This is a genomic window from Myxococcus sp. CA056, from assembly GCF_013336715.1.
Classification (GTDB): domain Bacteria; phylum Myxococcota; class Myxococcia; order Myxococcales; family Myxococcaceae; genus Myxococcus; species Myxococcus llanfairpwllgwyngyllgogerychwyrndrobwllllantysiliogogogochensis.
In genome coordinates this window covers 541,741-555,975 of sequence record NZ_JABUMT010000003.1, presented here as the reverse complement: position 1 = coordinate 555,975, position 14,235 = coordinate 541,741, and the positions used below count along the sequence as shown (strand labels likewise).

The following is a 14,235-nucleotide window of genomic DNA, read 5'->3' as shown; positions in this document are numbered from 1 at the left end:
CAGGAGGGCTCTCCGGACGGCCCGCCGCCGAGACGAAGACACCCGCCAGCCACGACGGCCAGCGGGTGCCGGTGCTTCACCTCACTTCGTGGCCGAGGCGCGACGCGGCGCTTCCAGCTCGCGCTGCATGGTGTCGTCGCCCACGAGCAGCCCGTCGGCGAACATGGTCCGCTCGTTGGGGCTCAGCGACTCCAGCTCCTCGGCCGTGCCCAGCTTGAGGTTGTAGACCTTGCCGTCGTACGGCACGCGCTCGGTGGCGGTGATGGTCGCCGTGCCCGTCTGCGTGCGCACGGTGTCCTTCACCTGGACCTTCTCCGCCGCGACCACCAGGCCCGAGGACAGCAGCACCGGGTGCTTCTCCGTCAGCCGCACGTCGTGGCCCTGGTCATCGCGCAGCCGGACCAGCGGCTTGGGCTCACGCCCGAAGATGAAGTCCTGCACGGTGAGCACCCGGCCGGCCGCGTTCGCACGCACCTTGTCACCCACGCGCAGCGTCTCGATGGGCGCCAGCTTCCCGTCCGCCATCGTGATTCGCGTGCCCTCCGCCAGGCAGCTGTTGAGGACGTTGAGGTTGAAGGGGTTGGCGGGCAGCGCCGTACTCGTGAAGGTCACGATGCGCGGAATCGCCGGGCCGCCACACGTCGACAACCCGTAGAGCGTCATGGACAGCACCACCGGCTCGTTCACGATGCGCTCCATGGTGCAGCCCGCGCCGCCGGACGCCGTGGTGTTCTGCGAGACGTTGACCAGCTGCTGAATCGTGCTGGTCCTCGCGCCCACCGGGAAGGCGTCCGAGAGGTCCGCCAACGTCGTACACGTGCCGCCCGACTCCGTCTTGATGAGGCGAAGCCGCGTCGTCGTCGCGCCGTTCTTCATCGCCTGGATGGTGCAGTCCGCCGTCGCCGAGGCCCCCGCGTCGAAGGTGCCCTGCAGGGGAATGTAGATGTTGGTGAAGTCGAAGGCGGTGCCCGGCTTGAAGGGGAAGTAGGCGGTGGGGTCGCCCGTCCAGGGGGCCCCCGTCTTGCGCAGCGCGAGCCCCGTGGACTGGGCCGGGAAGGGCGCCAGGGTGCCGGCGGCGTTGGCCACCATCGCGTAGTCGCAGTCCGCCCCGCCGCGAAGCTGGCAGGTGGTGAGGTTGATGTCCGGCCGAGGCCCCGGGCCCGCGAAGTGCGGATGGACCAGCGTGAAGGTCTGGGGCGTGGCCACCAGCGACGTCTCCAGGCTGGCGAACGAGACGTGCTCCTCACCCGTCTTGTCGTTGTGCGCCACCATCATCGACTCGATGATGACCTTGCGGTTGGCCTCCATCGACGGAGTCACGGACACGGTGGTGTCGTCGAACGTCCTGCCGTCGTTGTGCTCCTCGTTCGCGCTCGTCGACAGCACCGTCCGCTTCTTGCCCGCCAGGTCACTTTCATACGCGGTGACGTCCGTGAAGACGTGGGTCGAACCACCCGCGCAGGTGGCGTAGGGGCGAATCTGGAGCGTGGGCCGAGGGGCCTGGGCCTGGGCCTGGGCATTGTCGGCCTGCTGGGCGCCCTTGCCTCCGGCGGTGCGCGAGTCCTCCACGTGGAGGAAGTGGTCGCAGTTCCATTCGGTGGGCTTCGGCTGCGGACCTCCGCGCACGGCCTTCGCCCGGGCGACGTCCAGCGTCTTCAGGGCGCGCGAGAAGTCCTTGGGAGGCGTCTGCTGTGCCACGAGCCCCTTGGCTCCCGCGGCACCTTGCGCGGCGACAGCCTCCTGGAGCCGGTGCTTCGCGTACTCGTAGTGGTCGTCGTTCGCCAGGTCCAGCTCGACGAAGTCCTCGTGCGGCGTGCGCTTCTCGAAGTGCGCGACGACGGCCTCACGTTGCTCTTCGACAGTCTTGGGCTTGGGTTGAGGTTTGATAACCCAGGGACACCCGGGTAGCAAAGACAGGCATGTAGCGAGAATGGCGAGACGGGTCGCACGACGACCGTGAGTAAAATTCATGACTCCCCCTCTGAGCAGGCCCTCGGTGAGCCCGGATAAGTACTGTCATACGCTCCGTGTTGAAAAGTCAACGTCTGACATATGGCATTGTGTATCGGTCAGGGACGACCCATCCCGTCGCATCGTGATGTTCGCTTCCAATGTGAAGGATTGTCTCGTCGAGCGTAGAGGGCCGGGCGCCCCGTGTTTTCAGGGGTGCTTCAGGGACAGGCTCACGCGCACATTGACTCCGTGCGCCGCATGAGGGACGGGGTGAGGCCATGGCGCTGCAGAAGGTCCCTGTCCCCCACGAGGTCGCCGGAGAGCGGCTGGATCGGTTCATCTCCAAGCACGTACCCGGCTTCTCGCTGGAGCGCGCCCGGGCCCTCATCGAGGCGGGTGGGGTGCGCATCCGGGGCAAGAAGTGTCAGCCCACGCGGAAGCTGTGGGGTGGAGAGGAGCTCGAAATCGAGCGGCCGGAACCGCGCGCCTCGCCGCGTTCCTCCGTGGAAGGGCCCACGCTGACGGTGCTCCATGACGACGCGGCGCTGGTCATCGTGGACAAGCCGCCGGGCCTCGTCGTGGAGCCGGAGGGGCGAGCGGCCTCCGTCATCGACCTGCTCGCCGCGCAGCGCCCTCCCTTCGACGTGGAGGGCCAGGCGCTGCCGGGCGTGGTGCACCGCCTGGACCGTGAGACGAGCGGCTGTCTGGCCTTCGCCCGCACGGACCCGGCGGCGGCGGCGCTCCTGCGAGCCTTCCAGGAGAAGCAGGTGGACAAGCGCTACTGGACGCTCGTGCTGGGCCAGCCTCCGGAGCACGGACGCCTGGAGGGGCCCTATGCGCGCAATCCCCAGGACCCGCGCCGCTTCACCACGAAAGTGCCCTCCGCGCGGCGGGCGGCGCTGTCGTTCGAGGTGCGCGAGCGGCTGGACGGAGCGGCGCTGCTGGAGGTGGACCTGGACACGGGGCGCACGCACCAGATTCGCGTGCAGCTCTCCGAGGCGGGCTTCCCGGTGCTCGGCGATACGCTCTACGGGACGGAGGCCGCGCGCGAGCATCCCGCGGCGAAGGCGCTGGGGCGTCAGGCGCTCCATGCGTTCAGCCTGGAGCTGCCGAGTCTCTTGACGGGTCAGCCCGTGCGAGTCCAGGCGGAGCTGCCCGAGGACTTCCAGCGCGCGCTGGCCCTGCTGCGCCGCTGAGCGCGGGCGCGGGGCCGGACTCCACTCGAAGGCGTGGAGTCCGGCGGACGGCGAACTACTTCGGGTCCACCACGAGGACCATCCAGCGGTCCGTGGAGTGGTCGATGCGCACGTTGGCGGCACCGGCCTCCTGGAGCTGCTGCACGATGCTCTCCAGGAAGGTCAGGTGCTCCTTGGGCGCGTCCACGAAGACGTTCTTCGAGCCGGTGCCCTTGGCCTTGGGCTTCTTCGCGGGGGCGGCGCCGTTGAGCGCCTCCGGCGTCGCGGCGGCCTTGAGCTGGGCGGCGGCGTCCTCCACCACGGTCTCCGGCGCGCTCTCGACCTCGACCTCAGGCTCCTCCGCGACGGGAGTGGAAGCGACCTCCTCCTCGGCCTCCGCGCGCAGCTGGTTGAAGGTCTTCAGGTTGATGGTCGCCCCGAACTTCGTCTTGAAGGACTCCAGCGCATCCTTGCTGCTGATGTCCGGTTGCTGGCGGAAGAGGGTGAGCAGGAACGCGTGGCGCTCCTGGGTCTGCTCCTGGGAAGTCCTCGGCATAATCAAAACTCCTTCAACCCTTGGAAATGAAAGGCGGCGCAACCTAGCCGACGCTGTCCCGGGAGGAAAGGTGGTCGGGTGGACGCGGGGGCGGTGACTCTCCTGGTCCCTCGGCGGGCGAGACGGCCCGTGTGCCTGCCAGCCCTGGGCGCCAGCAGGGCGCTTCGTGTCCACCCTGGAGCCTCATGGAGACCGCTGCCGAGACGAACGTGCCCTCCCGTGAGTCCGCCACGTGGGTGGACATCTCCGTGCCCCTGCGGGACGGGATGGTGCACTGGCCGGACAACCCGGAGGTCCGCATCACCCGGGTGCAGGCCCTGGAGCGTGGAGACGACGCCACCGTCTCCCACCTGTCCCTGGGGGCGCACACCGGCACGCACGTCGATGCGCCCGCGCACTTCGTCCAGGGCGCGGAGGGCGTGGACGCGCTGGCCTTCGACAACCTCCTCGGCGTGGCCCGGGTGCTGGAGATTCGAGACCCCCGCGCCATCCGCGTGGATGAGCTGAAGGCGCATGCTGTCCAGCCCGGAGAGCGGGTCCTCTTCAAGACGGCCAACTCCTCGCGGGGCTGGGCCGCACAGCGATTCCTGCCGGACTTCGTGTACCTGTCCCTGGAAGGCGCGCGCTACCTGGCGGAGCGGAAGGTTCGCACGGTGGGCATCGACTACCTCTCCATCGGCAGTCCGGAAGAGGGCGTGCCCACCCACCAGGCGCTGCTGGGCGCGGGGGTCTGCATCATCGAGGGATTGGACCTGTCCTCGGTGAGCGCGGGCACGTACGACCTCGTCTGCCTGCCTCTGCGAATCGCGGGAGGCGACGGCGCCCCGGCGCGCGCCATCCTCCGGCGGCGCTGAGGCTCGGGCCTCACGGGCTTCAGGGGCTCGTCGCGCGGCGCTTGCGGCGCAGGTAGAAGGCGGCGCCGAGCATCGCCGGGAAGAGCAGCGCGCCTCCCAGCATCATCAGTCGTTGGCGCTTGCCCAGCGCCTGTTGGGCTTGCTGGGCGCGGACCTTCTCGAAGTCCGGCTCGGGACAGGAGTGCCCGAAGGACCACCAGGGCTCGTCGATGGCGGCGCCCACTTTCAGGTACGTCTGCCACAGCCGCTGGACGCGCTCTGGCTCGCTGCTGGAGACGTAGCGCGCCGCGTGGCAGAGCATCATCGCGTACGCCTGGCTGCGCGGAGGAAGGAGGGCCGCGCCCCGCTGGGCGAGGTCCGCCGCCGTGGAGCGATAGTGGAAGCGCCACGGATACGGGGGCGCATGCGATTGCACACGCTGCTGCTCCGGCACTCCGAGGAGCGGTGTTCCGGACAGGGCCTCCCGGGACTGCTCCGCCCCGGCTGAGAGCTCTTCTTGTTCCTCGTAGGTGCCCAGGTCGTAGTTTCCATCCACCCAGCCCCAGTCCGGGGCGACCTCCGTGCCCAACATCTCCAGGCCCAGGCCGCGAGCGAGCTTCGCCGCCGTGAACAGCGCCTCCGCCTGAGTCACGGCGTCGTGGGCCTGGGTGCTCTGCTTCAGCGCGTCGGCGTACTGGCGCGCGGGCCCTTCCCACTGCGTGCCCCGGAAGTGCTCCAGCGCTTCATCGGCGCGCCCGATGCGCAGCAGGCGCCGCGCGAGCAGCAGGCGCAGCCGCTGAGACAGGTCCGCCCCTTCGCCGACGTCATCGTCGTACCAGAGCTGCCCCACCTCGGGCTTGCAGCGCTCCTCGCCGGAGGGCGGGTGGGCCGCGACGAAGCGCTGGAGTTCGTCCACGGACAGCACCCGCTCCGCCACGTAGGCCAGGTCCGGCCAGGAGCAGCTCGCCAGCATCCGCTCGGCGGCCTGGAAGAAGTCACCTCGCGCGAGCGCGAGCACCCCGCGCTCTCCCTCCACGCGGCAGAGGGGACGGCGCGGCACCATTCCCTCGCCCACCCAGTCCTCCGACGCCGGGAGCCCGCGCGCGGCCTCCGACAGATAGACCTCCGCGGACGACGGGTCTCCCCGGCGCAGCGCCAGCTTGCCCTTCACCCACGCCGCCAGCGGGGTCTGCCCGTGCTGGGCGAAACGCTCGGCCAGGTCGAACCGACCCGCGCGCCAGGCTCCCGCCGCCAACCGGTCCGCTCCCGCCAGCCCCTGCACCGACGCGAGCGCTTCCAGCACGGCGGCGAGGCCACCGCCCGATGGGTCCTCGGACCAGTACCACTCCTGGCCACGCGTCCACACGAAGGTGGTCATGAGCCGCTGCGCCAGCGGGTCCTTCAGCGCGGCGTGGAGCCGGGCCTCATCGCGGGCGAGCGCGCGTGCGACCATGAGCAGCGAGGTCACCGCGCCTCCGCTCCCATGAGCGGCCTGCTCCGCGTACAGCCGGATGGCGCCAGCATCGTCTCCCGCCCGGAGCAGGCCGCGCGCCTGCTCGCCCAGGCTGGCGACCGCGAGGCCCAGCGGGTCGTCGAAGCCCTCGCGCGCGAGCTGCCGCGTGCGCTCGAAGCCGTGCTGCGCGTCCTGCTCGAAGCCCGCGCCCGCGTTGCGGCCCAGCATGAAGGCGGCGAAGGTGGAGTAGTGGCGGCGCTCCCCGGCCGGCAGCGCGAGCACGTCGTTGAAGCGGGCGCGCGCCGTCTGCGCATCTCCGCTCGTGAAGGCCCTGGCGCCCGCCTCGTACAGCTCCGTCTCCCGTGCCCCGCCGCCTGTGCGTGCATCGATGGGCTCGTCTCCACCCTCCATCACCCGGAACGACTCCAGGGGCTTGGGAGCCAGTCGTGTGGCCTCGAGCGAGAAGGCGCCGTCTGGCAGCTCGCCGAGGGTGCCCGCGCGGTCCACGAGGAGTCGGTGGGGAAAGTCAGGGCCGCAGGCCTCGGCCGAGCGCACCGGCGCCAGCAGCATGAGGACGAGCAGGGAGGCCAGCAGACTACGGAGCCACAAGTGACACCTCGGTTCCCCGCACGAAGCCGATGACGCGTCGTTCGCCAGCGCGCAGGCGGGGAGGCGTGCGCGCCACGAGTGAGGTCCCTCGCGGGGCATAGCCGCCCACGCCGTCGAGGACCTCCAGGTTTCCAGAAAGGGTGAGGCGTGTGGGCGCCTCGGTGTCCACGCGGCCGGTGTTCTCGAGGACGATGTCGAGCGTGCCGCCTCCCGCGTCCACCAGCCGGGGCTCCAGTCGGGGCGTGAGCTTCTCGCCGCGCACCACCGCCGATAGCGTGCTCAGGCTCCAGGACTCCGCGTCGCCCGCGTGTCCGAGCCGGAACCAGACGATGCCCTTCATGCCCTTCACCGGGTGCTCCCGCAGTTGGGTGAGCAGGCGCGACACCTCGTGGGGCTCGGACGTCAGGAGCCGTCCGTCGCGAAGCCGCGCGCGGTAGGTGGGCAGGGCAATCCGGAAGGGATGGGACGATGCCTTGGCCCACGCCTCGATGAAGCCGCGGGCCTCCTCGGGGGTGAAGAGGGACGGGGCGCGCACGGCATGCACCTGGACGACGATGTCGTCGGGGATGGACGTCAGGCGCTCCAGGGCGGGCGAGTTCGCCCAGGTGGGCAGCGCGGTGATGGAGAGCGAGAGGTCTCCGAGCCCGCTCCGCTCACGCGCGAGCCAGTCCGCGTAGGCGGGCAGGGAAGAGGTCGCGCAGTCGTGGTCCACCTCCACGCCTCGGACTCGCACGCCGCGCGCCTTCCAGTCGCGGGCGAGAGTCGCCACTTCCTGGAGCGACACGCCGTCGAGCGGCGCCGTCCCATCCACGCGGAGGACGGCCACCACCTCGCGCCCCGTCTTCGCCAGGGCCGGCACGTCCACCGCCACTGTCACGGCGACCCGCGTGGCCCCGGAGCGCTCCCGCGCGAGGACGCGCAGGGCGCCCAGCTCCGAGGGCAGTTGCGTGAGCGCGTGCCCGAGCTCCGGGCTCCAGTCCCGCTGCCACACATAGACCTCGTGTCCCAGCAGGGGCGCGGGGGTGCGGGCACAGCAGAGCAGTAGGCACAGCCCCACGCTCGCGAAGCTCGCGAGGACTCTTGGCCAGGACAGGGGTGGGGTGCTCATGCGGAAGCGCTGGAGGGGCTCGCGGGGCTCGTCGACAGGCGCGAGAGCCCACGCCTCACCATGGTGCCACAACGGCATGACGTGGGCTGCACCCCCGCGTTCCGCCTGAATGCCAGGCGGGTCCGTTCACGTGCCGTGGGGGCCCTTCCCCTCTGGACGGACCTTCCTCGGCTCCTACCGGCCATCCACCCAGTAGCGATAGCCGTTGACCCGGTAGGGCACGCCCAGCTCCGTGCACAGCTCGGCGATGACATCCGGGGTGAAGAAGTAGTTGCGCACCCGGACGATGCGCTCGCCGTCCGTCTCCACGGCCATCACGGTGCGAACCAGGGGGCCCTCTTCGTGCTCGTACCAGAAGACCAGAATGGGCGAGCCGCGATACGCGCGGACTTCGCAGCGAGGGCTGGTCGACAGGTACCCTTCGAGCAGATGGGGCGGGACGCCTCCCCGCTCGTCGAAGGTGATGGGCGCGAGCGTTCCGGCGAAAGACCCGGTGTCCGGATTCTTCGGTGCGTCCTGCCCGTACTCGGTGACGACGCCGACGATTTCCACGCTGGCGCTGTCGAGCAGGAGGTCGGTCAGTCGCTCCAGGTTCCGGGCATTGAACGCCGCACAGAACGCGTCCAGCACCGCGGGCGCGGGTGCTCGAGTCATGGGCTCCTCGGGCGCCGCCAACAGGCCCCGCCCCCGATGGAGCGCGGACTTCACCGCGCCCACCGTCGTCGAGAGTGCGTCCGCGATTTCCTGGAGCGAGAAGTCGAACACATCCTTGAGGACCACCGCGGCCCGCTCCTGGGGAGACAGCCGCACCAGCAAGGAGCCAGCGGCCTCGCGTGGTGCCCGAGGGTCCGGCTCCGTCGCCGAATCCACGGGCGCCTCGACGGTGAGCTCGAGGCGCATGCGCCGCATGCGGTCCACCCAGAGGTTCGAGGCCACCCGGAAGATCCACGCGCGCGGATTTGGAAGCGCCATGAACACCGTCCCGAGCGTCACGAACGCTCTCGCGAGGGTGTCCTGAACCAGGTCCTCCGCGTCCCACGGGCTGCGTGTGAGGTGGCGGCAGTAGCGAAAGAGCTCGGGACGCATCGGCTCGAAGACGTCGAGGAACCGATGCCAGGACGACTTCACCTCGTCGCTCAGCGCGTTGATTTCGGGGGGCGACTTGCTCACGGTGTCATCGGTTCATAGCAGAGGACCACCAGGCCCTGACCGAGCTGGGTCGTTCGGACCAGCTTCAGCTTCTGTCGGGCTTCGATGTCCTTGAAGAGCGGTGTGCCTCGCCCGAGGAGCACCGGATGGATGATGAGCCGATACTCATCGACGAGTCGAAGCCGGGTGAGGGTCGAGACGAGCCCCGCGCCGGCCCACGCCACAATCGGCTTGCCGGGTTGACGCTTCAGCTCGGTGATTTCCTCGGCGATGCGCTCCTTGATGATGCGGGTGTTGTTCCATGCGGCATGCTCGAGCGTCCGCGACAGAACGACCTTCGGCAGCGCGTTCATCTTGCGGGCGAATACGAGGTCCTGGGGAGAACGGGGGTTGAGCTCCGCGTTCGGCCAGTAGGCCAGCATCTCCTCGTACGAGCGCCGTCCGTACAGCGCCAGACCGACCGAGTCGATCATCTCTTCGCAGTACTGCTCGAACTGAGGATTGCCGTCCTCGAACCAATCGAGCCGCCCGTCGGGGTCCGCGATGAACCCGTCGAGCGAGACGATCATGGAGACAAAAAGGCGACGATTGCTGGGTTCCTGGATTGTCATCCCCGTCAGACGAACCGGCGCCCCAGAAGGATACTTCCCCTCGTCACAAAGGGTCGTTTCCAGCACAGTGGAGTGACGGGCTTCAGCGTGCGCGGGCGCGTGCGGGTCGTGGCGGCTGGCTGTGGTCGCAGTGCAGGAGCGACGGCGGGTCGAAGCAGGTGAACTTCTGGTCGACCAGCCTGCACACGCCCCGAGGCGTGCTGGCGCAGCGCACCTCCGTGCGGGTGGCCTTGCAATCGAAGCCGCAGGCCACGGCCTCCGACGCATTGACGCAACGGGGCCTGGGCGTCTCGGCGGCGTACTCGTGGATGACGCTCTCCGGCGGGTCCCAGCAGACGAGCTTCCCGAAGTGGGTGCTGCAGACACCGTAGGGCGTGTCGTTGCAGGCCACCTCGCCGTTGAACAGGCGGCAGTTGAAGCCGCAGGCCACCTTGCCCCGGATGGACTTGCACTCGGGGCTCACGGAAGTGAGGGGTGGGTGCTGGATGGCCACCCGTGGCGGGTCCCAACAGTAGACGCCTCCGTTGGTGACCTCGCACGTCCCGTAGGGTGTCTGGGCGCAGTCGATGTCGGAGACGCTCGTCTTGCATTGAAAGCCGCACACCGTGCGCCCCTGGGAGCTGATGCATTCAGGGGTGGGCTGAGGTGGTGGCGGTGGCGGTGGCAGCTCGACGCGGGGCGTGGGCGGCGCGGAGGCCAGCAGCAGCAGGGCGAGGAAGGGGAGCATGTGGCCCCCCGACGCAACGCCGCGCGGTTTATTCAAAGCCCCGCGCAATCCCTGTCACTTTCCTCAGCGCGGTCGCGAGCCCTGGCGTCCCGGGCCCCGGGAACCCCCGGAACGAGGCTGCGCGGCGGGGGCCTGCGTGTCGCGCGGTGCGTCGTCCGCGTCGCGTGCCTCGGTGCGCTGACGTCGAGCGGCCTCGGCGGGCGTCTCCGGAGGGACGAGCGCCTGCGGGCCTCGGCCGATGAGGTCCGAGCGGCCTGCCTGCCTCAGCGCCTCGCGCGCCAGCGGCCAGTGCTCCGGGTTCCAGTAGAGCAGGAGCGCCTTCTGCAGCCGCTTCTCGCGCAGACCCTGGGCCGTGTAGACGGGCTCCATCTTCAGCGGGTCGATGCCGGTGAAGTACATGGCGGTGGCCATGGCCATGGGGGTGGGGATGAAGTCCTGCACCTGACGCGGCCGCTTCCCGTTCTTCTTCAGCCACAGCGCCAGGTCCACCATGTCTTCCAGCGTGGAGCCGGGGTGGCCGCTGATGAAGTAGGGGATGTCGTACTGCTCCTTGCCGGCCTCTTCGCTGGCGCAGGCGAACATGGCCTGGAAGCGCTCGAAGCTCTCGATGCCGGGCTTCTTCATCTTCTCCAGGACGCGCGGCGAGACGTGCTCGGGCGCGACGGAGAGCTGTCCGCCCACGTGGTGCGCCGCCAGCTCCTTCACGTACTCCGGCGAGCGCTCGGCCAGGTCGTAGCGGACGCCGCTGGCGATGAAGACATGCTTGACGCCTTCCTCCTCGCGCACGTCCTTCATCAGGCTGATGAGCGGGCCGTGGTCCGTCTGGAGGTTCTCGCACACGCCCGGATGGACACAGGACAGCTTGCGGCAGCGCTTCTCGATGTCCTCGCTCTTGCACTTGAGCTTGTACATGTTGGCGGTGGGGCCGCCGAGGTCGGTGATGGTGCCTCGGAAGTCGCCCATGCGTCGCAGCGCGCGGACCTCGCGCAGCACGCTCTCCGCGGAGCGGCTCTGGATGACGCGGCCTTCGTGTTCGGTAATCGAGCAGAAGGTGCAGCCGCCGAAGCAGCCGCGCATGAGGACGATGGAGTGCTTCACCGTCTCGTACGCGGGGATGCCCTCGTTCTTGTAGAGGGGGTGGGGGACGCGGTTGAAGGGCAGGTCGTACAGCTCGTCCATCGCCACGGTCTTCTCACCGGTGGCGGGGTTGCCCACGCCGTCCTCCAGCGGGAGCGCGGGCGCGTTCATGAAGATGGCGCGGTTGCCGTGGCGCTGCGCGAGGGGGCGCGCGTTGCCCGGGTTGGTCTCCATCTGGAAGTCGCGGCTCATCACCGCGAAGGCCTGCTTGTCGGTGACGACGGACTCGTAGGGCGGCAGGACGACCGTCTTGCGGTCCGCGGCGCGTTTGGCCGGGTCGGCCTCGTGGACGCGCATCTGCTCGTCGCTGATGAGGTACGCGGTGCCGCGCACGTCGCGGATGTCCTCGATGCGCTCGCCGTTCCTCATGCGGTCGGCGACTTCCATGATGGGGCGCTCGCCCATGCCGAAGACGAGCAGGTCGGCCTTGGCGTCGAAGAGGATGGAGCGGCGGACCTTCTCGCTCCAGTAGTCGAAGTGGGCGATGCGGCGGAGGCTGGCCTCGATGCCGCCGAGGACGATGGGGACGTCGGGGTAGGCCTCGCGGCAGCGCTGGGCGTAGACGATGGTGGCGCGGTCAGGCCGGCAGTTGGTGCGGCCGCCGGGGCTGTACTGGTCCTCGGAGCGGTTCTTCTTCTGCGCCGTGAGCCGGTTGAGCATGGAGTCGAGGTTGCCGGCGGCGACCCCGAAGAACATGCGCGGAGGCCCCAGCGCCTTGAAGGGCTCGGCCGAGTGCCAGTCAGGCTGGGGGATGATGCCCACCTTGAAGCCTCGGCCCTCCAGGAAGCGGGCGATGAGCACCGGGCCGAAGGCCGGGTGGTCCACGTACGCGTCTCCCGTCACGATGATGATGTCGCACTGCTCCCAGCCACGTGCCTGCATGTCGGCACGGGTGATGGGCAGGAAGGGATGGGCGTAGCGAGTCGGAAGGGCCATAGCGGTGGGGCGGGCTGCTTCGGGGGCGTCTCTCCTAAACACCCCCTGAGCCACGAAGCAAACAGGGCGGAGCGGGGGTGTACACCCAGCAGGGCCTCGTGCCCACCTCGCCTTCCTGGCCCGTGGGTGACTGGCCGGCCTGAGGGGCCCTGGAGGCAGTATCCTGTAATTCATGATTATGCCGTCAAAGCGGATGGGCTTCCTGGCGGTGGTGAGGTGGTGGGTCCTGGGGTTTCTGCTGCCGGTGTCATGTGCGACGACGGCGCCGGGTGGGTCGAGTCCGGGGACTCCCGCTCGTTACGAGCAGACCGTGGATTCAGCCACGAACGCTTGTGGGAAGAACCCCGCCTGCTACACGCAACGTGGGAGTGAGGCCATCATGCCCACGCTCCCGCGTGTGGTGGGGGTGGCTCGGGCTGTCGGTGCGGCGTTTCGAGTGCTGGAGTCCGCCGAGCTGGCGCGCGTGGAACAACTCCTGGTCCAGTGTGCGAAGGAGGCGGACCGAGAGGTCAATGAACGCGAATACGGGCTTGGGAAGCGGCCCGATGATGCGGAGTGTGAACGCGTGGTCCGATACGATGGAAAGGGCAATAAGGTCAGGCGCCGCATGGATTTGGGAATACTGAAGCACGAGGTGGCTTTTGCGTGCGTGAGGCGAGAGCTGGTGCGGCTCTTCCCCGACAATATCTCCGTGGAGCCGCGCTATCGGCTAGACCCGGAGACGGGACGGTATGTCCTCACCCAGGTTTGGGCGAAGTCGCTCAAGCCAGACATCGTGGTCCACTTCTCTAAAGATCCCAACCGGGTCCAGTGTGTTTACGACTTCAAGTTTCCATGCACGACTGCCAGCAAGAGCAATCCCCTTGCGAACGACGGCACACTGGATCAATTGAGCAAGTACAAAGATCTAGGGCGGCCTTGCTCTCCGTCGATCGTCACACCTCAACTTGGGGTCAGCCATGTCAGCCCAGAGTGAGCGCTTCCCGCGCATCCGCCGTTTCGCCAACCGTCCTGATGGCGAGCGACTGGTGGTTCGGGATGTGCTGCGCATCGTGTATTACATGCCACATGACCATCAGGAACTCGCTGCTGGTATCGAACATGCTCTCGGAGTCTATCGGCGAGCCGTGGGGGAGGGCCCCGCAGGACTGACCCAGTCATGGGAGGATGGTGAATCCATTCGCCTCAATTCCGAGGAATGGGAAATCGTTCGGGCCTCGCTACGTCCGAGCCCTTCGAGGTGGTTTTTCGAAGACGTCCCCGAGACCGATCCGTTTTACCGGCAGATGTCCAAGACACAGACAGACCGCTCTGTGCTCCTGACTGGCGGAGACCAGTCTGACGACAACGGGTATCTGTTCTGGTATCAGGCGCGCCTTCCCTCTCGAGAGCCTTCCAGGACAGGCGCCAGTCTCCTGAGGGCCACGCTTCCCACCGAGTACGTCGAGGCCCATGGCCCCGGGCACGTGCGAGAACTGGCCATGGAGATGGCCGCTGGATTGCCGCTCTCCTCCGGCCATGCGGGGCTTGCGCTGGCTCTCCATACGGCCAGCTGGCACGCCCTTCCTCGACTGAAGGAGGAACTCGCCCGCTACCCCGGAGTGGATGTGCCAGGAGTCCTGACTCACTGGCACTTGGGCGACCGGGTCGATGGCGTCCACTGGCTGAATTTCCTGGGCCCCTCGCTGCTCGAGTCCCTGGGAGGCCAGGCGAGCTTGCGAGCCCGACTCCATTCACCGGGGACCACCGTTCAAGACGTGGGCACTTCGGGTTCTGCCGTGGTGACGCTCGGTGCGTGGCCCGAAGCCGGAGACATCTCTCTTGGTGACAACCTCCCTGCCTACCGTGAGCTGGCGCGGGTCCTGGAGCCCTGTCTGGAGGAGTTCCATCCGAGGCATGCAACGGTCTGGAGCGGGTATGACTCCGAACCGGCGTACTCCGAGGAGGAAGTCCGTCGCTGGTGGCGGCGCTTCCTCGACTGACGCCAG

The 14,235-nt window shown here is 68.6% G+C and carries 12 protein-coding genes; 4 read left to right on the top strand and 8 right to left on the bottom strand.

Translation table 11 applies throughout. From position 1 onward, the window contains the following. Positions 1-81: 81 nt before the first annotated feature. Positions 82-1,911 (bottom strand): Hint domain-containing protein, encoded by a 1,830-nt coding sequence (locus HUA76_RS16710; protein ID WP_174461440.1) that lies wholly within the window; start codon positions 1,909-1,911, stop codon positions 82-84. Positions 1,912-2,231: 320 nt separating this feature from the next. Here HUA76_RS16710 and HUA76_RS16705 point away from each other — a divergent pair, with 320 nt between their 5' ends. Then, entirely contained in the window at positions 2,232-3,149 is a 918-nt protein-coding gene (locus HUA76_RS16705; RefSeq protein ID WP_174461439.1) for an RluA family pseudouridine synthase, read from the top strand. A 55-nt stretch (positions 3,150-3,204) separates the two neighbouring features. Here the strand turns inward: HUA76_RS16705 and HUA76_RS16700 are convergent, their stop codons facing one another. Next, complete coding sequence (locus HUA76_RS16700; protein WP_141645077.1) at positions 3,205-3,684, bottom strand: hypothetical protein; 480 nt, start codon at positions 3,682-3,684, stop codon at positions 3,205-3,207. 185 nt (positions 3,685-3,869) lie between these two features. Here HUA76_RS16700 and HUA76_RS16695 point away from each other — a divergent pair, with 185 nt between their 5' ends. Further along, on the top strand, positions 3,870-4,538 hold the full coding sequence (locus tag HUA76_RS16695; protein ID WP_174461438.1) for a cyclase family protein: 669 nt from the start codon (positions 3,870-3,872) through the stop codon (positions 4,536-4,538). 19 nt (positions 4,539-4,557) lie between these two features. Here HUA76_RS16695 and HUA76_RS16690 read toward each other — a convergent pair whose 3' ends face one another. The 6 genes from HUA76_RS16690 to HUA76_RS16665 form a co-directional block, all read right to left on the bottom strand. After that, a complete protein-coding gene (locus HUA76_RS16690; protein ID WP_174461437.1) occupies positions 4,558-6,579 on the bottom strand; it encodes a hypothetical protein in 2,022 nt (673 codons plus the stop codon). Further along, a complete protein-coding gene (locus tag HUA76_RS16685) occupies positions 6,566-7,687 on the bottom strand; it encodes a DUF3142 domain-containing protein (RefSeq protein ID WP_174461436.1) in 1,122 nt (373 codons plus the stop codon). The genes HUA76_RS16690 and HUA76_RS16685 overlap by 14 nt, the downstream gene beginning before the upstream one ends. A 174-nt stretch (positions 7,688-7,861) precedes the next feature. Next, positions 7,862-8,857 carry an RNA polymerase sigma factor gene (locus tag HUA76_RS16680; protein ID WP_371823484.1) on the bottom strand — a complete coding sequence of 332 codons (996 nt, stop codon included), beginning with the start codon at positions 8,855-8,857 and terminating at the stop codon, positions 7,862-7,864. Beyond that, positions 8,854-9,405 (bottom strand): dihydrofolate reductase family protein, encoded by a 552-nt coding sequence (locus HUA76_RS16675; RefSeq protein ID WP_246137396.1) that lies wholly within the window; start codon positions 9,403-9,405, stop codon positions 8,854-8,856. Before HUA76_RS16675 ends, HUA76_RS16680 begins: the two co-directional genes overlap by 4 nt. A 124-nt stretch (positions 9,406-9,529) precedes the next feature. Continuing rightward, positions 9,530-10,174, bottom strand: coding sequence for a hypothetical protein (locus HUA76_RS16670; RefSeq protein WP_174453204.1), 645 nt, complete (start codon positions 10,172-10,174; stop codon positions 9,530-9,532). A gap of 63 nt (positions 10,175-10,237) precedes the next feature. Continuing rightward, complete coding sequence (locus tag HUA76_RS16665; RefSeq protein WP_174461435.1) at positions 10,238-12,247, bottom strand: YgiQ family radical SAM protein; 2,010 nt, start codon at positions 12,245-12,247, stop codon at positions 10,238-10,240. Positions 12,248-12,626: 379 nt separating this feature from the next. Here HUA76_RS16665 and HUA76_RS16660 point away from each other — a divergent pair, with 379 nt between their 5' ends. Continuing rightward, entirely contained in the window at positions 12,627-13,223 is a 597-nt protein-coding gene (locus tag HUA76_RS16660; protein ID WP_174453206.1) for a hypothetical protein, read from the top strand. Further along, positions 13,207-14,229 (top strand): type VI immunity family protein, encoded by a 1,023-nt coding sequence (locus tag HUA76_RS16655; RefSeq protein WP_174461434.1) that lies wholly within the window; start codon positions 13,207-13,209, stop codon positions 14,227-14,229. Before HUA76_RS16660 ends, HUA76_RS16655 begins: the two co-directional genes overlap by 17 nt. The last annotated feature ends 6 nt before the right edge of the window (positions 14,230-14,235 follow it).